The sequence below is a fragment of the Croceicoccus marinus genome (assembly GCF_001661675.2).
Classification (GTDB): domain Bacteria; phylum Pseudomonadota; class Alphaproteobacteria; order Sphingomonadales; family Sphingomonadaceae; genus Croceicoccus; species Croceicoccus marinus.
The window spans coordinates 2,660,436-2,679,092 of the sequence record NZ_CP019602.1 but is presented as its reverse complement, the minus strand read 5'-3'; the positions used below and the strand labels follow the sequence as shown (position 1 = coordinate 2,679,092).

Here is an 18,657-nt window from a genome sequence, read left to right as displayed (position 1 = left end):
TTACGCGCCTCCCAGCGCGATGCGGATCACGCTGACGACGCCGAAGACGCCCAGCGCGACAAACACGAGATTGAGGAGCAGCAGCACCGCGAAGCGGTTCGCGCCGTGGAGATAGTCCTCCATCATCACCTGCATGCCCAGACGCGCATGCCAGAAGGTGGAGACGATCAGCAGCACCATCGCGGTGGCCGCGAACGGGGTGGACAGCCAGCCATACACGGTGCCGTAGGAATAGTCGGGCATGGCGAGCAGGCTGAACACAAGCCACAGCACCAGCACCAGATTGCCGACCGCGGTGAAGCGCTGCAGCAGCCAGTGATGCGCGCCCTGATGCGAAGAACCGAGTCCGCGTACGCGGCCGATGCGAGTTCCGTTACCCATCTAGATAGTCCTCGTAACTTCGATCATTTGGCGAACAGGATGATCGCCCAGAACAGGACGGTCAGGACGATGCCGAGCAGGATCGAGATGGTCGCCCAGCGATTGTTGCGATCGACCTCGAACCCCGCGCCCACGTCGAGCACGAGATGGCGGATCCCGCTCATCAGATGGTTGAAGAACGCCCAGCTGATGCCGATCAGCACGATGATGCCGATCGGGCTGCCCATCACGCCCGCAAAGGTCGCATAGGCCGCCGGACCAGAAGCGATCGCGCCCACGAACCAGAGCAGCACGCCCAGCCCCGCGACCGCCATGCCGTTGCCCGACACGCGGTGCAGGATGGAGACGGCCATCGCCGGGCTCCATTTCCAGATGGAAAGGTGCGGCGAAAGCGGGCGCGGCCTGATACCTGGGCCCGTGCTGCCTTTGGGATGCGCCATGGATTCAATCCCCTGCGGTATGCGGCCTGAACGGAATTCCGAAGATGGAATCCCCGCCGCGTCAAAGAAAGGTGCTGCGGGCGCGAATGGCAGGCCCGTGCGCCCTAGGCAAGGGGTTATATGGTGCGTCTTGCGATGGGCGGGGGCGCGGCCTATCTCGAAGGCTTGCCCGCCGCGCCTGCGCGCACTACCCGGTTTTCCATGGAAAAGCATCGCACGATCACGGCCCTCGTCACCGGCTCCACGCGCGGCATCGGCCTTGCCATTGCCGAGGCGCTGGAGGCGCGCGGCATCCACGTCATCCGCCACGGCACCCGCGCCGAAGGGCCCAGCAGCATCGCCTCCGACCTCGCCGATCCCGCCGAAACCGCGCGGCTGTGGGACGAGGCGCGCGAGAAGGCCGGGGGCCGCATCGACGTGCTGGTCAACAATGCCGGCGTGTTCGAGGCGAGCCCGATCGACAATACCGATGCCTATTGGCTGGCGGAGTGGGAGCGCTGCCTGCGCATCAACCTGACCAGCGCGGCGCAATTGTCGCGGCTGGCGGTGCGGCAATGGCTGGCGGATCCTGTCCGGCCGGTCGCCGGGCGGCTGGTCAATATCGCCAGCCGCGCCGCCTATCGCGGCGATTCGCCCGATCACTGGCATTATGCCGCGGCCAAGGCGGGCGAGGTGGCGATGACCAAGACCATCGCGCGCGCCTATGCGAATCAGGGGATCCTGGCCTTCGCGATCTGTCCGGGCTTCACGGACTCCTCCATGGCGGGCGACTATCTCGCTTCGCGCGGCGGGCCGGGGCTGCTGGCGGATATTCCGCTGGGCCGCGTGGCCGAACCGGCCGAGATTGCCGCGATCGCCGCATTCTGCGCCACCGACGCACCGCCCAGCATGACGGGCGCGGTGCTCGACGCGAATGGCGCCAGCTATGTCCGCTAGGACCGCGGCGGCGCTGGCGGCTCTGGTTCTGGCCGGATGCGTCGGCGCGCGCGAAATCCCTGGCGAGCAGGTCGTCGCCGCTCCGCCAGCAACTGAGTGGCCGGCCTCTGATTGGACAGCCTCGTGCGCGGACTGGGACGATTGGGACAAGCCCGGACCGCCGTTCCGCATCCATGGGAACAGTTTCTATGTCGGCACCTGCGGCATCGCGGCGGTCCTCGTCACTGCTCCGCAAGGCCATGTGCTGATCGACACCGGCACCGAGGCGGGGGCCGAAACCGTACTCGCCAATGTAGAGCGGCTGGGCTTCGATCCGCGGGACATCGCGGTGCTGCTGTCCAGCCATGAGCATTTCGACCATGTCGGCGGCGCGGCGCTGGTCCAGCAGCGGACCGGCGCGGATCTTTATGCCAGCGCCCCCGCCGCCGCCGTTCTGGCCAGCGGCGAGGCAGGCGAGGACGATCCGCAGGCCGGCATGCACGATCCGATGCCGCCCGCCAGCGTCGGCCGCATCGTCCGTCCCGGCGAAACGGTCGAAGTCGGCCCGCTGCGCCTGACCATGATCGCCACGCCCGGCCACACGCCGGGGGCGGTCAGCTGGCAATGGCAATCCTGCGAGGGCAAAGACTGCCGCAGCATCGTCTATGCCGACAGCCTCTCGCCCGTGAGCGCGGACGAATACCGCTTTTCGGACCATGCCGCCTATCTTGCCGCCTATCGCGCGGGGCTTGCCGAGCTGGCGGCGCTTGATTGCGACATATTGCTGACCCCGCATCCCTCGGCCAGCCAGATGCGCGAGCGGCTGGTCGGCGGCGATCTGACCGACGCGACCGCCTGCCGGACCTATGCCGCGTCGATCGATGCCCGCCTGAACGAACGGCTGGCGGCAGAGGCCGCGCGATGAGCTGGAAGATCACTGCCCATGCCCCGCGCGACGTGGTGCAGGCCGCACTGGTCGCGCATGAGGACGTGTGGGACTGGGACCCCGCGATCGTCATCGCCGGCAGCGAGATCGCCGAGGAAAGGCCGCTCGACTGGAAGCTGGAGGCATGGCTGCCGCGCAGGCCCACCAAACAGGACAAGACCGCGGTGGCGGGCCTTTTCGCCCATGGCGCACCAGAGCTGGAGGTCGAGAAGCTGCCCGATACGGATTGGCTGGTCGCCAGCCAGAACCTGACCCAGCCGATCCGCGCAGGCCGGTTCCGCATCCACACCCCCGATTTCCCGCCGGTGGACGAGGCGGGCGTGCGCGACCTGCTGATCCCCGCCAGCCAGGCCTTCGGCACCGGCCAGCACGAGACGACTGCGGGCTGCCTCAAAATGCTGACGCTGATGAAGCGCGAGGGCGTGGTCGCGCGCAATATCGCCGACATCGGGACCGGCACGGGGCTGCTGGCCCTTGCGGCGATGGACATGTGGCCCCGCGCGCTGGCGCTGGCGTCCGACATCGACGCGGTCTGCACGCAGGTGGTCGAGCATAATGCGCAGGCCAACGGTTTCGCGATGGGAGGCGCCCCCGGCCAGCTGGTGATGACCGTGGCCGAGGGCTGCGATTCCCCGCTGATCCAGTCGCGTGCGCCCTATGACCTGGTGATCGCCAATATCCTGGCCGGGCCGCTGATCCAGCTGGCCCCCGATTTCGCCCGCATCTGCGCGCCGGGCGGGCATCTGCTGCTGGCGGGCTTGCTCGAAACGCAGGAAAAGGCGGTGCGCGGCGCGGCGTTCCGGGCGGGCTTCCGCCTGGCGCGGCGCGCGGTGAACGGCGATTGGTCGATCCTGTGGCTGCGGCGGCGAAGCGCGCGCTAGCGCTCCTGCGCGCGGTCGCCGGATGGGCGGCGCTGGCGCTGGGGGCCTATTTCCTGTGTGGCTGGATCGGCTCGTCCTTTCCGGTCAATCGCGACTTCCGGGAAACCGATGACGGGGTTGAGATCCTGATCGCGACCAATGGCGTCCACAACTCCATCGTCATGCCGGTCCGAGCCGAGGGGCTGGACTGGCACCGCGTCTTCCCGCCCGCCGACATCGGCAATCCGTACCGGCCCTATACCCACGTCGGGATCAGCTGGGGCCAGCGGGAAGTGTTCCTCGACACGCCGACATGGGCCGATCTGTCGCCACTTCTGGTGCTGCGCGTGGCGACGATGGGCGGCGAGGGGCTGATGCATGTCGAGCATTGGGCAAGCCCGCAGCCTTCGGAACACTATCGCCCCCTTCGCATCAGCCGCGAGCAATATCGCCTCCTCGTCCGCGCGCTGCTGCGCGACCTGCCGCCGCCGGGGCAGCGCCGATCCTATCCCGGCTATGGGCCGCAGGACGTGTTCTATGACGCGCGCGGCACCTATACGCTCTATCTCACCTGCAACGAATGGGTGGGCGAAAGCCTACGCCGTGCGGGTATCCTGACGGGTGCATGGACGCCGTTCGAAAGCTCGGTGATGAAATGGGTGGAGCGGCCCTGAATCGCTATCCCGCCGCTGCGACGATCGCGGCCCAGCCGGCTTCGTCGATCACCTCGATCCCCAGTTCCTCGGCCTTTTTCAGCTTCGATCCCGCGCCGGGGCCCGCGACCAACAGGTCGGTCTTGGCGCTGACCGATCCGGCGGCCTTGGCGCCCAGCCGCTCGGCCTGCGCCTTGGCTTCGTCGCGGCTCATGGTTTCCAGCTTGCCGGTAAAGACCACGGTCATGCCCGATACGCGGCTTTCCTTCGTTTCGACCACATAGGGCGGGGGATCGACCACGCCGCCGCCAGGCCTTGCGCCGATCAGGTCGTTCCACACGTCGAGATTGTGATCCTCGTGGAAGAAATCGGCCAGCGCCTCGCCCACGGCCCAGCCGATGCCGTCCGCGCCGCCCAGCACGTTCTTGGCCTTGTCCGCCATGCGCGACTTGAACGGGCTGATCGCCTCGGCGGGCCCGCGCGGATGGGCGTCGCGATAGTCGAACAGTTCCCGCGCCTTGGCGGGCAGCAGGCGGATGTCGCCGATGCCCTTCAATATATCGCGCGCCGTCACCGCGCCGATGTGCCGGATGCCCAGCCCGAACAGCAGCCGTGCCGCATCGGGCGTGCGCTTGTTATCCACCGCCGCCAACAGATTATCGACAGACTTGTCCTGCCACCCCTCAAGGCTGAGGATCGCTTCGCGCCGGTCCTTCAGCCGGAAGATGTCGGCGGGGCTTTCCAGCCAGCCCAGCGCGAAGAACTCGTCGATGGTCTTCTCGCCCAGCCCCTCGATATCCAGCGCGCCGCGGCTGACGAAATGCTTCAGGCGCTCGGTCCGCTGGGCGGGGCAGATCAGGCCGCCGGTGCAGCGCACGTCGACCTCGCCTTCCTCGGCCACCGCCTCGCTGCCGCATTCGGGGCAATGGTCGGGGAAGGGAAAGGGGGGGCGGTCCTCGTCCCCGTCCTCTGGCCGCGTCAGGTTCTCGACCACTTGCGGGATCACGTCGCCCGCGCGCTGGATCACCACGCGGTCGCCGGGACGCACGCCCAGCCGCGCGATCTCGTCCCGGTTGTGCAGCGTGACATTGGTGACGGTCACGCCGCCGACCAGCACCGGGGCCAGCCTGCCCACCGGAGTCAGCTTGCCGGTGCGCCCGACCTGTATGTCGATGGTCTCCAGCACCGTTTCGGCCCGCTCGGCAGGGAACTTGCGCGCCAGCGCCCAGCGCGGCGCCTTGGCCACGAAGCCCAGCCGCTGCTGCCAGTCCAGCCGGTCGACCTTGTAGACGACGCCGTCGATCTCATAGGGCAGGCCCGCCCGCCCTTCGGCGATCGCGTGATAGGCGGCATACATCTCGTCCAGCGAATGGCAGATGCGGAAGTCGGGCGAGACGGGCAGGCCCCAGCCTTGCAGCGCCTTCACCACATCGTGCTGCGTCTCGCCCGGAACGGCGCTGGCCGCGCCCCAGCCATGCGCCCAGAAGCGCAAGGGGCGTTTGGCGGTGACGCTAGCGTCCTTCTGGCGCAGCGATCCGGCGGCGGCATTGCGCGGGTTGGCGAACTGGCGGACGCTTTCGGGATCGAACGGCTCGCCTTTCGCCTCGGCCTTGGCGCGGGCCTCTTCCATCAGCGCCTCGTTCAGCGCGCGAAAGGCGGCGCGTTCCATGTAGACTTCGCCGCGCACCTCGAAGATCTCGGGCACGTCGCCGTTCAGCTGCTGCGGGATGTCGGGAATATGCAGGGCATTGGCGGTCACATCCTCGCCCACCTGCCCGTCGCCGCGCGTGGCGGCGCGCACCAGGCGGCCGCCCTCATAGCGCAGCGAACAGGAGAGGCCGTCGATCTTGTCCTCGGCAGTGAAGGCCACCGGCTCCTCTGCATCCAGCGCCAGGAAGCGACGCACGCGCGCCGCGAATTCGGCCACTTCCTCGTCGTCGAACGCATTGTCGAGGCTCATCATCCGGACCTCATGGCGAACCTTCGACAGCGGCGAGGCGGCGACGTCGTGCCCCACGTCCTGCGTGGGGCTGTCGGGCCGCACCAGATGCGGAAAGGCCTCTTCCAGCTCGGCATTGCGGCGGACCAGCGCGTCATATTCCGCATCCGAAATCTCGGGCGCGTCGTCGGCGTGATACAGCCGGTTGTGCCGCCGGATCTGGCGCGCCAGCCGCATCAGCTCGTTCGCGGCATCCGCTTCCTTGATGTCGTCCAGCGCCACGCGTCTTCGCCCTTCTGCCAAGTCATGCTATCCACGCACCGCAGGGGCGCGCGACATTCCGGGGGGACTGTTAGCATGACCGACCGGATTCTGAAGGCGCTGATCAGCGCAATCGTCGGATCTATCGCGCTGCTCTATCTCGCGCATAATCTGGCCAATATCGGCATGGCCTTCGACTTCTTCACCTATACCGCCAATCCGGTCACGCTGCTGCCGGTGCCGCCGCCGTGGCTGATCGTGATCGCCATGGCGCTGGTCTTCGCGATGGAGGGGGCGGCGGCGCTGCTGTGCCTGTATGGCGCGTGGCACCTGTTCGCGCTGCGCCGCGCCGATGTCGCCGCGTTCGAACGCGGCAAGCGCTGGACCAGGATCGGGCTGGGCTGCGCGATCCTCAACTGGTGGGGGCTGTTCCAGCGCGTCGCGGTGGCGGGCTATCAGCTATGGCAGATGCCGCTGGGCGAAGGGCCGATGATGGGGTCCTGGGCCTATGGCGCGATCGCGATGCCAAGCCTGATCCATGTCAGCCAGCGCGGCGACTAGCCCTATTCCGCCGCGATCTCGAACGCCTCGATCCGCCAGTCCTCGTCCTCGGCGCCGGCGATCCATTCCTGCATCCAGTCGTGTTCCCAGATCGCTTCCATGTAGGTCTCGGCGAACTTGGGGACGCCGACGCCATAGGTCATGAACCGGCTGATCACGGGCGCATAGAAGATGTCGGCCGCCGAATAGCTGCCGAACAGGAACGGCCCGCCCGAACCGAAACGCGACCGCGCCTCGGCCCATAGCGAGAGAATGCGCACCACATTGCCCATGGCCTCGTCGCTGACCGCGATCCCCTCGACCCGGCGGCGCACGTTCATCGGCATCTCGCGGCGCAGCGGCTGATAGGCGCTGTGCATCTCGGCGACCATCGACCGGCACAGGCCGCGCGCCACGGGATCCTTCGGCCAGAACCGGCTGCCGATCCCGGCGGCCTTGCTGGCATTCATCGAATCCTCGCGCACCTTGTCGTCGAGATATTCCAGGATCGCCAGGCTGTCCCAGATCACCACCTCGCCGTCCCACAGGATCGGCACCTTGCCGCTGGACGGCTGCACATCGGCCCAGCCCTTCTTGGCCTCTTCCCAGTCCTCGCCGCTGATGTTGACGGTGATCTCCTCGAACGAGAGGCCGGACTGCTTCGCCGCGAGCCATCCGCGCAGCGACCAGCTGGAATAGTTCTTGTTGCCGATGATCAATTTCATGGGTTGCGGGATTAAACCCCTGTGCCGGTGAAGTCGAGCGGTCTGATCCCGCGCCCCGATCGCGGAAAGTCAGGCGGCCCTGATGAAATAGCCGATCACCGCCCAGCCCGAATCGCCCCGCGCCAGCGTCACCGTCTCGATCGTGTCCTGCATGTCAGCGAAGTCGCTGCGGAACTGCAGCACCACATAATCGCCGGCAGGCGCGCCTGGCAGGCTGTCGGCGGCATTGGTCTGGACAAGCTCGCGCGAAACGACCGCGCCCAGCGGCTCGCGCACCGGCTGCACCTGCCGGGTCCAGCGGTCGGAGGTGATCTGCGAGCGAAACAATATGCCCGCCTGCTGCCAGCTTTCCTGCCATTGCCCGCCATCGATCAGCGCCAGCCAGTCGCGCGCGGCGGCGGTCGCGGCGGTCTGGGTCGCGGCATCGATCGCGGAAGGAGCTTGCGTGGCCGCGGGGGCGGGCGGGGGAGCAGCCGGGGCGGTACCGCCCCCAAGCGACCAGAGCGCGGCGACGGCGATGACAAGCGACATGATGATCATTCCTTTGGCGGGTTGTCGTCGGGGACGCTTGCGGCATGCCCGGATGGGGCGACCATAGGGCGGGGCCGCTGCCGTTTCCAGTCCGCCGCTGGCCGCCATCGGGGCTTGCGCCGCGCCGCCGGATACGCAAAAGGCCGCGCCAAGGCCCGCAGCCGTCACAACCGCGGGCGACAAGAGGATGCCTGGCCGTTTCGCTGATCCGAAGGACGCCATGCAGCAGCCGACCGATACCCGCTTCCCGATGACCGACAGCGCCCCCCATCCTGCGGCGCGCGACCGGATGCGCCATTCGCTGGCAGAGGACTGCTATGCCATCGTGATCGGCAGCAGCATGATCGCCTTTGCCGTGGTGCTGCTGAAACAGGCGGGGCTGGTGACGGGCGGCATGGCGGGCGTGGCGCTGCTGGCGTCGTATCTAGTGCCGGTGCCGGCCACGACCTTGTTCATCGTGATCAACATCCCGTTCTTCTTCCTGGCTGCGCGGGTCATGGGGCGCGCCTTTGCGTTGAAGACGCTGCTCGCCAATGCGGCGATCATGGTGCTGGGCCTTGTCGTGCCTTGGGGCATCGTCACCGAAAGGGTCGATCCGGTGTTCGCCGCGCTGCTGGGCGGCTGGATGGCGGGGCTGGGCATATTGTCGCTGGCGCGCCACGGCGCGGGCGTGGGCGGTTCGGGCATCGTGGCGCTGGCGCTGATGAAGACGAAGGGCTGGAACGCGGGCCGCACGCAGATGATCGGCGACGCGGTGATCGTCAGCGCCTCGCTCGTCACGCTGGACTGGAAGCCGTTCGTGATCTCGGTCCTGTCGGCGCTGGCGATCAATTCGATCCTGATGGTGAACCATCGCCCCGGCCGCTACGTCGGCCACTGACCGCGGCGATCGAAGCGGCGGCGATCAGATCTCCGCGCTCTCCAGCACGAAGCCGCGCAGTTCGGCGATGCCCATGCCCTTTTCCGATGACGTCACTGAAATGCCGGGATAGGCGCCCGAATGCTTGCGCGCCTCGGCCAGGGTGCGGGCGGTGACGTCTTCCAGTTCGCTCGCCTTGATCTTGTCCGCCTTGGTCAGCACGATGCGATAGGATACCGCCGCCGTGTCCAGCATCTCCATGATCTCGTGGTCCACCGGCTTGATTCCGTGGCGCGCGTCGATCAGCAGCAGCGTGCGCTTCAGCACCTGCCGCCCGCGCAGATAGTCGTTCACCAGGAAGCGCCATTTCCTGACGATCGCCAGCGGCGCCTTGGCAAAGCCGTATCCGGGCATGTCGACCAGCCGGAACTGCACCGGCCCGCTCTCGCCCCCGCCGACGTCGAAATAGTTCAGCTCCTGCGTGCGCCCCGGCGTGACCGAGGTGCGCGCGATCGACTTGCGGCCCGTCAGCGCGTTGAGCAGCGAGGACTTGCCCACGTTCGACCGGCCCGCCACCGCGATTTCCGGCACCGTCGGTTCCGGCAGGAACCTCAGCTCGGGCGCGCTGAGCAGGAAATTGACCGGGCCCGAGAACAGCTTGCGCGCACGCTCCTGATATTCGGCGCTGCGCTGCTCTTCGGGCGAATCGCCGGGGGTGGGCGTATCGGTCACGCTTTCGCCTTCGCTTCTTCGGCCTTGCGCTTCTTCTCTTCGGCGTCCTTCGCCGCCAGCTCCTTCAGCTGCGGATGGCGCGAATAGAGATATTTCTGCTGCGCGATGGTCAGCGTGTTGGACGTGATCCAGTAGATCAGCAGGCCCGCCGCGAACGGCGCCATCACGAACATCAGCACCCAGGGCATGATCATGAAGATCTGCTGCTGCGCCGGATCCATCTGCGCCGGGTTCAGCTTAAACTGCAGGAACATGGTCAGGCCCAGCAGCAGCGCCAGCACGCCGATCGCCAGGAAGCCGGGCGGCTGGAAGTCCAGCAGGCCGAACAGGTTCAGTATATGCGCCGGATCGGGTGCGGACAGGTCGCGGATCCACAGCACGAAGGGCTGGTGGCGCATGTCGATCGAGATCAGCAGCACCTTGTACAGCGCGAAGAAGACCGGGATCTGCAGGAACATCGGCAGGCAGCCCGCCAGCGGGTTCACCTTTTCCTGCTTGTAGAGCTTCATCATCTCCTGCTGAAGCGTCTGCTTGTCGTCCTTGTAGCGTTCCTGCAGCGCCTTCATCTTGGGCTGCACCGCGCGCATCGCGGCCATGCTGGCGAACTGCTTCTGCGCGATCGGGAACATCACGCCGCGCACGATCACTGTCAGCAGGATGATCGCCACGCCGAAATTGCCCACCACGCTGAACAGCGCTTTCAGCAGCCACAGGATCGGCTTTTCGAACCAGCGGAACCAGCCCCAGTCGATCGCCAGGCTGAACCGGTCGACGCCCTGCGCCTCATAGGCTTCCAGGACCTCGCTCTCCTTGGCGCCCGCGAACAGCCGCGTGGTGCGCGACGCCTGGCGGCCCGGCTGCACCGTGACCGGATCATAGATCAGGTCGGCGCGATAATGCTGGTCGCCCAGCGCGCGGAACGATGCATCGGCAGCGGCGGCTTCCTCGGGGATCAGCGCCGACAGCCAGTAGATGTCGGTAAAGCCCAGCCATTCCGAATTGCCCTCGGCAGGGATGACATTCGCATCGTCGAGATCGTCGTAATCGGTGCCGAAATCGACCGAGTTCTCGACATCGGCGATCGGGCCGGATTGCACGTTCCAGATGTCGCTGCTGGCGGTGCGGCTGGTGCGGTTGATGAAGCCGTATGGCTGCACCACCACCGGGCCGCTGCCCGTGTTGGCGACGGTCTGGGTCGCGGTGATCAGATAATTGTCGTCGACTTCCAGCCGGATCGTGAAAAGCTGGCCCTGTCCGTTGTTCCAGCGCAGCGTGACCGGGCTGGACGGTGTCAGCGGGCCGCCTTCGGTCTGCCAGACGGTATCCGGGCCAGGGGTGGCCACGCCGTCTCCGACCCAGCCGAACTGGCTGAAATATTGCGCGGGCGTGCCATTGGGCGAGAACAGCCGGACGGGCGGCGAATCCTTTTCGACCGTCTGGCGGTGACGGGTCAGCGTCAGGTCGTCGATCCGCGCGCCGACCGGATTGATCGAGCCTTCGACCGCGGGCGCCTCGATCGCGACGCGGCCCGCATCGGCAAGCTGCGTCTCCAGGTCGCGCTCTTCCTCGGCGATGTCGGCGGCAGCGGTCAGCCCGCCTTCGCGGTTGCGTCCCGATGGGGCGGGTTCGCCCGCCGCGGCATCGGCATGCACCGCGTTCTGCGCTTCCACCGCGGGCTGCGGATAGAAATACTGCATGGCCGAATCCCAGCCAAACAGCAGCAAGGCCACGAGGACCAGTGCGACCACGATATTGCGCTGGTTTTCCAAATCCAAATCCAGTCGATCAAAAATTCAGGCGCCGCAAAGCCGGGCGCACGTCCAAAAATTCATGGCCCCTGTCCGGTCACGGAACCGGTGTCCGGTCACGGAACCGGTGTCCGGTCACGGAACCGGTGTCCGGTCACGGAACCGGATCATGGCCGCACCCACCCCACGGGTGGCAGCGCAATAGTCGCTTCGTCGCCAGCCATCCACCCTTAATCGCGCCATGCTTCCTCAGCGCCTGGATCGCATATTCCGAGCACGAGGGCGTGAAGCGGCAGGACGGCGGCAGGATCAGCGACGGACCCAGCTGCCATGCACGGGCGATGGCGATGAAAACATACTTCAACGCTTCGGTCCCTTGCGGGCCGGATTCCTCTTGCCCGGAGTCCTTTTGCCCGGATTCCTCTTGCGGGGCGGATCGCCCTTGCCTTCGCGGGCGCGGGTCAGCGCGGCGCGCAGCTCCTCGCGCAGCTGCGCGAAATCCCGCTCGACCCCGTTGTCGCGGCCGATCAGCACGTGATCGTGACCGGGCAGGCCATGCAGCGGCAGTTCGGCACGCAGCAATTCGCGAAAGCGCCGCTTCATGCGGTTGCGCACCACCGCATTGCCGATCTTCTTGGTGACGGTGATGCCAAAGCGCATCGGGCCCGCGTCACCGTCTTCATCCAGCCCGTTGGGCCGCGCCAGCAGCACGAAACCCGGCCGCGCCACGCGCAGGCCCTTGTTCGCGGCCAGGAAATCGCGGCGTTTGCGAATTACGCTGGGGGCTGCGGTCGTCATCGCGCAAGATTACGCCCGCGATCCGCAAACGCAAAACGCCGGCACGGGCGGACCCGGCCGGCGCTTCGATGATCATGCGAATCGCGTGAGCGTAGGCTCGAAAGCCTCAGGCGCTCAGCTTCTTGCGGCCGCGGGCACGGCGCGCACGCAGCACGTTGCGGCCACCGGGGGTGGCGCTGCGGGTGCGGAAACCGTGGCGGCGCTTACGCACGAGATTGCTCGGCTGAAAAGTGCGCTTCATGGTGAAATTCCCAAATCCGAAAACTGTGTTTCCGACACCGCGCCCGCTTTACCGGGCCAGTGCCAACAAAAAGGGCTGCCCGAAACAGGCAGCGTCTGGGGGCGCGGTTACTGGCGTTGCAGCTGTGAGTCAAGCGGCAAGCGGGCTGGACAGCGCAGGCCGTGCTGATTCATAGCCGTGGGCCTCAAGGTCGCAAGGATACTCTTCAATCATGGTCGCGCTGGTGCAGACGGTGGCCTATCTGGGCCTCGAGGTTCGCCGCGTGGAAGTCCAATGCCAGCTGGCATCGGGGCTTCCCGCTTTCCAGATCGTCGGCCTGCCCGACAAGGCCGTGGGCGAAAGCCGTGAACGCGTGCGTGCCGCGCTGGCCGCGATGGGGCTGGCACTGCCGCCCAAGCGCATCACCGTCAACATGTCGCCCGCCGATCTGCCCAAGGAGGGTTCGCATTTCGACCTGCCGATCGCGCTCGCCCTTCTGGCCGCGATGGGCGTCACCGATGGCGAGCAGCTGGCCGATCATGTCGCGGTGGGCGAACTTGCGCTCGACGGGCGCATCGTGGCCTCGTCCGGCGTGCTGCCCGCCGCGATCCATGCGGCGAGCGAGGACAAGGCGCTGATCTGTCCCGCCGCGCAGGGCGCCGAAGCGCGCTGGGCGAGCGAGACCGCCGTGGTCGCCGCGCCCGACCTTGTGAGCCTGCTCAACCATCTGAAAGGCGTCCAGCAATTGCCGCTGCCCGAAAAGGGCGAGTTGGCGGAACGTACGCACGGCCCCGACCTGAAACAGGTGAAGGGCCAGGAAACCGCCAAGCGCGCATTGGAAATCGCGGCGGCGGGCGGTCACAACCTGCTGATGGTCGGCCCGCCCGGCGCGGGCAAGTCGCTGATGGCCAGCTGCCTGCCCGGCATATTGCCCGACCTCACGACCGAGGAAGTGCTGGAAACTTCGATGGTGCAATCGGTGGCGGGAATGCTGCAGGACGGCCGCATCAGCCGCGCGCGCCCGTTCCGCAGCCCGCATCATTCGGCCAGCATCGCGGCGCTGACGGGCGGCGGGCTGAGGATCCGCCCCGGCGAAGTCAGCCTGGCGCATCTGGGCGTGCTGTTCCTCGACGAATTGCCCGAGTTCCAGCGCAATGCGCTCGATTCGCTGCGCCAGCCGCTGGAAACGGGCGAGGTCAGCGTCGCGCGCGCCAATGCGCATGTGACCTTCCCGGCCCGCGTCCAGCTTGTGGCGGCGATGAACCCGTGCCGCTGCGGGCACCTGGGCGATCCGGCGCTGGCCTGTTCGCGCGCGCCCAAATGCGCCGCCGACTACCAGAGCCGCGTGTCCGGCCCGCTGCTCGACCGCATCGACCTGCATGTGGAAGTGGAACCGGTCTCCGCCCGCGACCTGGCCCTGCCGCCGCCCAGCGAAGGCAGCGCGGACGTCGCCGCGCGCGTCCGGGCGGCGCGCGCGATCCAGACCGCAAGGCTGGAAGGCACGCCGATGCGCAACAACGCCGCGCTTGACGGAGAGGCGCTGGACCGCTTCGCCGCGCCGGACGAGGCGGGGCGCAAGCTGCTGATGGATGCGGCGGAAAAGATGCGCCTGTCGGCCCGCGGCTTTACCCGCCTGCTGCGCGTCGCGCGCACCATCGCCGATCTGGCGGGCGCCGACACCATCGGCCGCGCCCATGTCGCCGAAGCGCTGAGCTATCGCCGCCAGCCGCCGCGCGCATAGCGCGTTTTCGCCATCGGGCAGGGCCGCATGCCGACCTACCGCATATCCCCGACGCGCCCTAGGGGAGGATTATTCTGCCGAAACCGATGCTCCACTGTCCGCCTGCCGTCGCGGATCCCCCCGGTCCGGACGCTGACGGCGCCGCACCAAACGCAGGAGCATCACATGGCCCGGCAACCCAATATCCTCATCCTGTGGGGAGACGACATCGGGCAGCCGAACATCAGTTTCTTCACCAAGGGCATGATGGGCTATCGCACGCCCAGCATCGGCAGCATCGCCGAACAGGGCATGGCCTTCACCGACTATTACGCGGAGCAAAGCTGCACCGCGGGCCGCGCCAGCTTCATCATGGGCCAGAACGGCGTGCGCACCGGCCTGACCAAGGTCGGCATGCCGGGCGCCAGGGAAGGCATGATGAAGGAGAACCCGACCATCGCGACGGTGCTGAAATCGGCGGGCTATGCGACGGGGCAGTTCGGCAAGAACCACCTGGGCGACCGGGACGAGCACCTGCCCACCATTCACGGGGCCCTGCCACGGCGGGGCCCGTTCCGATCCGGTCGGGGAAAAGGGCCTATCTGATCAGGTTCTTCATCGGCGCGGCCAGCGTCAGCGCAAAGCCGGTTTCGCCGAAGATCATCTCGACCTCGCCCTCGGGGTCCAGCCCGCGTTCGATCAGCCTGGTGCCCAGGCCCTTGCGATTCGGGGTGGCCGCCGGCGGGCCGTTCAGCTCGGTCCATTTCAGGGTCAGCCATTCCTCGCCGTCCTCGTCCTTGGGACAGCAGATGACGCGCAGCTCGACCCGCCCGTCGGGCACCGACAAAGCGCCATATTTCATCGCATTGGTCGCCAGCTCGTGCAGGATCATCGACAGCGTCAGCAGCGGGCGCGAGGCCAGCTCGCGGTCATGGCCCGACATGTCGACGCGCTGTTCGATGCCCAGCTTGTCGAACACGCCCCGCGCCAGTTCCTGCAGGCACCCCGCCGCGCGGCTGCGGCTGAGCAGCAGGTCGTGCGCGGTGGCCAGCGCCGAGATGCGGCGGTTGAATTCGTGCACCGGTCCGGGATCGGGAATGCCGCGCAGCGTGTGACCGGCCACCGCCTGCACCAGCGCCAGCGTGTTCTTGAGCCGGTGGGCGATTTCCTCGTTCACCATGTGCTGTTCGGTCACGTCGCTGACGATGCCGACCAGCATGGGCGCGCGTCCTTCCTCGGCCGCGACATAGCGGGCGCGCAGTTCCAGCCAGCGCGGCTCTGCGTCATTGGCGCGCAGGATTTCGTATTCCTCGATCACCTGGTGATCGGCGGCGGCCATGCTGCTCGCCTCGACCGGCACGTCGGTAAAGGCCCTGCGCCGCTCGGCGATCGTGTTGCCGTGGATCGTCTCGACATTGTCGAAGCCATAGATGCGGCAGAATTCGGGGCTGACCTTCACCATGCGTGTCTGGCAGTTCAGTTCGAACGCGCCGACATTGCCCGCTTCCTCGGCCAGCTGCAGGCGCTTGCTGGCCCTTTTCAGCACCTCGGTCTGCGACTTGTGCTGCTCCATCTCGCGCTCGGCGGTGCGCAGCGACTTGCGCAGTTCAAGCTGGGTGATCACCTGCTTCGACAGCGATTTCAGGATGCGCCGCTGCGCCGGGTCCAGCCCACCGGGACGCACCTTGACGTCCAGCACGCACAGCATGCCGATCACCGCGCCACCCGGCGTGACCAGCGGCGCGCCCGCATAGAAGCGCACCCCGTCGGGCGCATCGACCAGCCTGTTGTCGCGGGTGCGCGGATCGGCGGTAAGGTCGGGAATCACCATCAGTTCGTCGCTGTACATGCCATGCGAACAGACCGACTGCTCGATCGGGGTCTGGCACGGATCGAACCCGATGCGCGCCTTGAACCACTGCCGGTCGCGGTCGACCAGGCTGATCAGCGCCATGGGGGTATTGCACACGGTCTTCGCCGTGAAGACGATCTCGTCGAACGCCTCCTCCGCCTCGCTGTCCAGCACTTCGTACTCGGCAAGGGCAGCAAGCCTTTGCCGATCTTTTGCCGACAGCGCCCTGTTACTGGCGGAAGGGCTGCGGGTAATATCGCCGTAAGCCATAGAGGCCCCCCTTGTAGCCGCATAATCCGCTGCGAGATACAGTCTTTGTTAACTCGCTGGTCATCTTGTTGCACGATTTCTTCGGTTCACCGCATTCCTGCGGCCGGTTTGGCTGGCCAATTGCGCAAGTTCTGCGCATCATGGGGCACAGGGGGGTCGCGCCGCTGCGATCCCGGACAAGGGGTACGGCAATGGAAATCTTCCTGATCGCGCTGGTCGCGTTCGTGGTCCTGCTGCTGATGACCAGCGTGCGCGTGGTCCGGCAGGGCCATGTCTACACGATCGAGCGACTCGGCCGCTACACCAAGCCCGCGCATCCCGGCATGCACTTGATCGTGCCGCTGGTCGACCGCGTGGGGCACAAGATCAACATGATGGAACAGGTGCTCGACATTCCGGGGCAGGAAATCATCACCAAGGACAACGCCATGGTCGGCGTCGACGCGGTGGTGTTCTTCCAGGTGCTGGACGCGGGCAAGGCTGCGTACGAGGTATCGGGACTGCAGAACGCGATCATGGCGCTGACCACCACGAACCTGCGCACGGTGATGGGGTCGATGGACCTGGACGAGACCTTGTCCCAGCGCGACGACATCAATGCCAAGCTGCTGTCGGTGGTCGATCACGCGACGTCGCCCTGGGGCATCAAGATCACGCGGGTCGAGATCAAGGACATCCGCCCGCCCATCGACATATCCGAGGCGATGGCCCGCCAGATGAAGGCCGAACGCCTGAAGCGCGCCGAGATCCTCGAGGCGGAGGGCGACCGCGCCAGCGCCATCCTGCGCGCCGAAGGGCAGAAGCAATCGCGCATCCTTGAGGCCGAGGGCCGCAAGGAATCCGCTTTCCGCGACGCCGAGGCGCGCGAACGCCAGGCCATGGCCGAGGCGGAGGCGACCCGCGTGGTGTCCGAGGCGATCGCCTCGTCCGGCACGCAGGCGCTGAACTATTTCGTGGCGCAGAAATATGTCGAGGCGGTCAGCGAGTTCGCCACCAGCCCCAATGCCAAGACCATCCTGTTCCCGGTCGAGGCGACGCAGCTGATCGGCACGCTGGGCGGCATCGGCGAGCTGGTGCGCGACGCGGTGACGCCGCCCGCGGGCACGGTGAAGACCGACGTTCCGCCGCCGCAACCGCCACGCGGCACGGCATCGGGCAGCCCCTATGTCGGCAGCGTGCCGCGCGCGGGTTAGGGGCAGAACGGCGATGGGGTTCTTCGACGGCATCGACCATGTGTGGCTCTGGCTGATCCTCGGCGCGGTCATGCTCACGGCAGAGTTGATCGCACCCGGCTATTTCCTGATCTGGCTGGGGCTTGCCGCCTTCGCCACGGCGCTGGTGGCGGGGGTCGCCGATGTCGATTTCGCGATCCAGGTGCTGACCTTCGCGGTATTCTCGGGCTTCTCGGTGCTGGCCGCGCGGCACTGGCTGACGCTCTACCCGATAGAGAGCAGCGACCCGCTGATGAACGACCGCGGCGGGCGGCTGGTGGGCGAAAGCGTCGTGGTCAGCCGCGCGATCGAGGGCGGCAGCGGGCGCGTGCGCCACGGCGACAGCGAATGGATCGCGCGCGGCGACGATGCGCCCGCGGGCACGCGGCTGGTGGTGACGGGGCACGACGGGGTGGTGCTGCTTGTCGGCCCGCCGGACACTTCCCATATCGCGGGTTCACCAACGAACAGTCCGCCCGCATTGCCATGACGCCTGGCCGGGCGGCGAAAGGAAAGCCCCCCAATGGCCGACAACCTCGAACGCCCCGAGAAACTGGACCTGCCCGAGAGCGAATGGCGCGACCGGCTGACTCCCGAACAATATCACGTCCTGCGCGAAGGCGGGACCGAACGCGCTTTCGCCGGCGCGCTCTATCACAATGACGAGGACGGCCTCTATCGCTGCGCCGGGTGCCATTCGCCCTTGTTCACATCCGACACCAAGTTCGAGAGCGGATCGGGCTGGCCCAGCTTCTTCCAGCCGATCGGCGCCGATGCGGTAAAGGAAATCCGCGATACCAGCCACGGCATGATCCGCACCGAGATCCGCTGCGCCACTTGCGACGGGCATCTGGGCCACGTCTTCCCCGACGGCCCGCAGCCGACCGGCCAGCGCTATTGCATGAACAGCGTGGCGCTCGACTTCGATGCCGAGGGTTCCGGCAGCGACCTGACGTCCTGAAGACCCCAACCAGCCGAACCCAAAAAAGCCGAGGATGGATCGGCCCGCCCGCTTGAACGGGGCTGCGCCATGCGCAACCCTGTTCAGCATGGGTT

Annotated in this window: 21 protein-coding genes and 1 pseudogene; 11 read left to right on the top strand and 11 right to left on the bottom strand. The window is 67.1% G+C overall.

The window, feature by feature from the left end:
* On the bottom strand, positions 1-381 hold the full coding sequence (gene sdhD / locus A9D14_RS12705) for a succinate dehydrogenase, hydrophobic membrane anchor protein (protein WP_066847051.1): 381 nt from the start codon (positions 379-381) through the stop codon (positions 1-3).
* A gap of 23 nt (positions 382-404) precedes the next feature.
* The gene (gene sdhC / locus A9D14_RS12700; RefSeq protein WP_232468588.1) at positions 405-734 is read right to left on the bottom strand and encodes a succinate dehydrogenase, cytochrome b556 subunit; all 330 of its coding nucleotides are present in this window, start codon (positions 732-734) and stop codon (positions 405-407) included.
* A 288-nt stretch (positions 735-1,022) separates the two neighbouring features.
* Here sdhC and A9D14_RS12695 point away from each other — a divergent pair, with 288 nt between their 5' ends.
* The 4 genes from A9D14_RS12695 to A9D14_RS12680 are packed head-to-tail and all read left to right on the top strand — an operon-like array spanning position 1,023 to position 4,216.
* Positions 1,023-1,757, top strand: a complete 735-nt coding sequence (locus A9D14_RS12695; protein WP_066849151.1) for an SDR family NAD(P)-dependent oxidoreductase — start codon at positions 1,023-1,025, stop codon at positions 1,755-1,757.
* Positions 1,747-2,661, top strand: coding sequence for a subclass B3 metallo-beta-lactamase (gene bla, locus A9D14_RS12690; protein WP_066847047.1), 915 nt, complete (start codon positions 1,747-1,749; stop codon positions 2,659-2,661). The genes A9D14_RS12695 and bla overlap by 11 nt, the downstream gene beginning before the upstream one ends.
* Complete coding sequence (locus A9D14_RS12685; protein ID WP_066847044.1) at positions 2,658-3,563, top strand: 50S ribosomal protein L11 methyltransferase; 906 nt, start codon at positions 2,658-2,660, stop codon at positions 3,561-3,563. Before bla ends, A9D14_RS12685 begins: the two co-directional genes overlap by 4 nt.
* Positions 3,524-4,216 (top strand): DUF2459 domain-containing protein, encoded by a 693-nt coding sequence (locus tag A9D14_RS12680; RefSeq protein ID WP_232468586.1) that lies wholly within the window; start codon positions 3,524-3,526, stop codon positions 4,214-4,216. The genes A9D14_RS12685 and A9D14_RS12680 overlap by 40 nt, the downstream gene beginning before the upstream one ends.
* A gap of 4 nt (positions 4,217-4,220) precedes the next feature.
* Here the strand turns inward: A9D14_RS12680 and ligA are convergent, their stop codons facing one another.
* Complete coding sequence (ligA, locus tag A9D14_RS12675; protein WP_066849149.1) at positions 4,221-6,371, bottom strand: NAD-dependent DNA ligase LigA; 2,151 nt, start codon at positions 6,369-6,371, stop codon at positions 4,221-4,223.
* Positions 6,372-6,491: 120 nt separating this feature from the next.
* Here ligA and A9D14_RS12670 point away from each other — a divergent pair, with 120 nt between their 5' ends.
* On the top strand, positions 6,492-6,956 hold the full coding sequence (locus A9D14_RS12670) for a DUF2165 family protein (RefSeq protein WP_066847038.1): 465 nt from the start codon (positions 6,492-6,494) through the stop codon (positions 6,954-6,956).
* Positions 6,957-6,958: 2 nt separating this feature from the next.
* Here the strand turns inward: A9D14_RS12670 and A9D14_RS12665 are convergent, their stop codons facing one another.
* A complete protein-coding gene (locus A9D14_RS12665; protein ID WP_066847035.1) occupies positions 6,959-7,660 on the bottom strand; it encodes a glutathione S-transferase family protein in 702 nt (233 codons plus the stop codon).
* Positions 7,661-7,729: 69 nt separating this feature from the next.
* Positions 7,730-8,191 (bottom strand): DUF4019 domain-containing protein, encoded by a 462-nt coding sequence (locus A9D14_RS12660; RefSeq protein WP_157668230.1) that lies wholly within the window; start codon positions 8,189-8,191, stop codon positions 7,730-7,732.
* Positions 8,192-8,378: 187 nt separating this feature from the next.
* Here A9D14_RS12660 and A9D14_RS12655 point away from each other — a divergent pair, with 187 nt between their 5' ends.
* A complete protein-coding gene (locus A9D14_RS12655) occupies positions 8,379-9,071 on the top strand; it encodes a YitT family protein (protein ID WP_232468584.1) in 693 nt (230 codons plus the stop codon).
* Between the two features lie 24 nt (positions 9,072-9,095).
* Here the strand turns inward: A9D14_RS12655 and yihA are convergent, their stop codons facing one another.
* The 5 genes from yihA to rpmH form a co-directional block, all read right to left on the bottom strand.
* A complete protein-coding gene (gene yihA / locus A9D14_RS12650; RefSeq protein ID WP_066847030.1) occupies positions 9,096-9,782 on the bottom strand; it encodes a ribosome biogenesis GTP-binding protein YihA/YsxC in 687 nt (228 codons plus the stop codon).
* Complete coding sequence (yidC, locus tag A9D14_RS12645; protein ID WP_066847027.1) at positions 9,779-11,551, bottom strand: membrane protein insertase YidC; 1,773 nt, start codon at positions 11,549-11,551, stop codon at positions 9,779-9,781. Before yidC ends, yihA begins: the two co-directional genes overlap by 4 nt.
* A 133-nt stretch (positions 11,552-11,684) precedes the next feature.
* Complete coding sequence (gene yidD / locus A9D14_RS12640; protein ID WP_083987913.1) at positions 11,685-11,894, bottom strand: membrane protein insertion efficiency factor YidD; 210 nt, start codon at positions 11,892-11,894, stop codon at positions 11,685-11,687.
* Positions 11,891-12,328, bottom strand: coding sequence for a ribonuclease P protein component (gene rnpA, locus A9D14_RS12635; RefSeq protein WP_066847024.1), 438 nt, complete (start codon positions 12,326-12,328; stop codon positions 11,891-11,893). Before rnpA ends, yidD begins: the two co-directional genes overlap by 4 nt.
* A gap of 106 nt (positions 12,329-12,434) precedes the next feature.
* A complete protein-coding gene (gene rpmH, locus A9D14_RS12630; protein ID WP_066847021.1) occupies positions 12,435-12,569 on the bottom strand; it encodes a 50S ribosomal protein L34 in 135 nt (44 codons plus the stop codon).
* Positions 12,570-12,780: 211 nt separating this feature from the next.
* Here rpmH and A9D14_RS12625 point away from each other — a divergent pair, with 211 nt between their 5' ends.
* Positions 12,781-14,289, top strand: coding sequence for a YifB family Mg chelatase-like AAA ATPase (locus A9D14_RS12625; RefSeq protein ID WP_066847018.1), 1,509 nt, complete (start codon positions 12,781-12,783; stop codon positions 14,287-14,289).
* Positions 14,290-14,454: 165 nt separating this feature from the next.
* Positions 14,455-14,820: pseudogene (locus A9D14_RS12620) on the top strand (sulfatase-like hydrolase/transferase); the annotation flags it as partial.
* 46 nt (positions 14,821-14,866) lie between these two features.
* Here A9D14_RS12620 and A9D14_RS12615 read toward each other — a convergent pair.
* On the bottom strand, positions 14,867-16,390 hold the full coding sequence (locus tag A9D14_RS12615; protein ID WP_083987912.1) for a sensor histidine kinase: 1,524 nt from the start codon (positions 16,388-16,390) through the stop codon (positions 14,867-14,869).
* Positions 16,391-16,581: 191 nt separating this feature from the next.
* On the opposite strand from A9D14_RS12615, the gene A9D14_RS12610 reads away from it, so the two are divergent.
* The 3 genes from A9D14_RS12610 to msrB are packed head-to-tail and all read left to right on the top strand — an operon-like array spanning position 16,582 to position 18,562.
* Positions 16,582-17,583 (top strand): SPFH domain-containing protein, encoded by a 1,002-nt coding sequence (locus A9D14_RS12610; protein ID WP_066847009.1) that lies wholly within the window; start codon positions 16,582-16,584, stop codon positions 17,581-17,583.
* Between the two features lie 13 nt (positions 17,584-17,596).
* Positions 17,597-18,091, top strand: a complete 495-nt coding sequence (locus tag A9D14_RS12605; protein WP_066847006.1) for an NfeD family protein — start codon at positions 17,597-17,599, stop codon at positions 18,089-18,091.
* Between the two features lie 33 nt (positions 18,092-18,124).
* Positions 18,125-18,562 carry a peptide-methionine (R)-S-oxide reductase MsrB gene (gene msrB, locus A9D14_RS12600; protein ID WP_066847004.1) on the top strand — a complete coding sequence of 146 codons (438 nt, stop codon included), beginning with the start codon at positions 18,125-18,127 and terminating at the stop codon, positions 18,560-18,562.
* Positions 18,563-18,657 lie beyond the last annotated feature (95 nt).

Excerpts from the sequence above, each read along its gene's own strand:
- sdhD (WP_066847051.1), bottom strand. The coding sequence starts at position 381 with ATGGGTAACGGAACTCGCATCGGCCGCGTACGCGGACTCGGTTCTTCG.
- sdhC (WP_232468588.1), bottom strand. The coding sequence starts at position 734 with ATGGCCGTCTCCATCCTGCACCGCGTGTCGGGCAACGGCATGGCGGTC.
- A9D14_RS12695 (WP_066849151.1), top strand. The coding sequence starts at position 1,023 with ATGGAAAAGCATCGCACGATCACGGCCCTCGTCACCGGCTCCACGCGC.
- bla (WP_066847047.1), top strand. The coding sequence starts at position 1,747 with ATGTCCGCTAGGACCGCGGCGGCGCTGGCGGCTCTGGTTCTGGCCGGA.
- A9D14_RS12685 (WP_066847044.1), top strand. The coding sequence starts at position 2,658 with ATGAGCTGGAAGATCACTGCCCATGCCCCGCGCGACGTGGTGCAGGCC.
- ligA (WP_066849149.1), bottom strand. The coding sequence starts at position 6,371 with ATGCGGCTGGCGCGCCAGATCCGGCGGCACAACCGGCTGTATCACGCC.
- A9D14_RS12670 (WP_066847038.1), top strand. The coding sequence starts at position 6,492 with ATGACCGACCGGATTCTGAAGGCGCTGATCAGCGCAATCGTCGGATCT.
- A9D14_RS12665 (WP_066847035.1), bottom strand. The coding sequence starts at position 7,660 with ATGAAATTGATCATCGGCAACAAGAACTATTCCAGCTGGTCGCTGCGC.
- A9D14_RS12660 (WP_157668230.1), bottom strand. The coding sequence starts at position 8,191 with ATGTCGCTTGTCATCGCCGTCGCCGCGCTCTGGTCGCTTGGGGGCGGT.
- A9D14_RS12655 (WP_232468584.1), top strand. The coding sequence starts at position 8,379 with ATGCCTGGCCGTTTCGCTGATCCGAAGGACGCCATGCAGCAGCCGACC.
- rnpA (WP_066847024.1), bottom strand. The coding sequence starts at position 12,328 with ATGACGACCGCAGCCCCCAGCGTAATTCGCAAACGCCGCGATTTCCTG.
- rpmH (WP_066847021.1), bottom strand. The coding sequence starts at position 12,569 with ATGAAGCGCACTTTTCAGCCGAGCAATCTCGTGCGTAAGCGCCGCCAC.
- A9D14_RS12625 (WP_066847018.1), top strand. The coding sequence starts at position 12,781 with ATGGTCGCGCTGGTGCAGACGGTGGCCTATCTGGGCCTCGAGGTTCGC.
- A9D14_RS12615 (WP_083987912.1), bottom strand. The coding sequence starts at position 16,390 with ATGGCTTACGGCGATATTACCCGCAGCCCTTCCGCCAGTAACAGGGCG.
- A9D14_RS12610 (WP_066847009.1), top strand. The coding sequence starts at position 16,582 with ATGGAAATCTTCCTGATCGCGCTGGTCGCGTTCGTGGTCCTGCTGCTG.
- A9D14_RS12605 (WP_066847006.1), top strand. The coding sequence starts at position 17,597 with ATGGGGTTCTTCGACGGCATCGACCATGTGTGGCTCTGGCTGATCCTC.
- msrB (WP_066847004.1), top strand. The coding sequence starts at position 18,125 with ATGGCCGACAACCTCGAACGCCCCGAGAAACTGGACCTGCCCGAGAGC.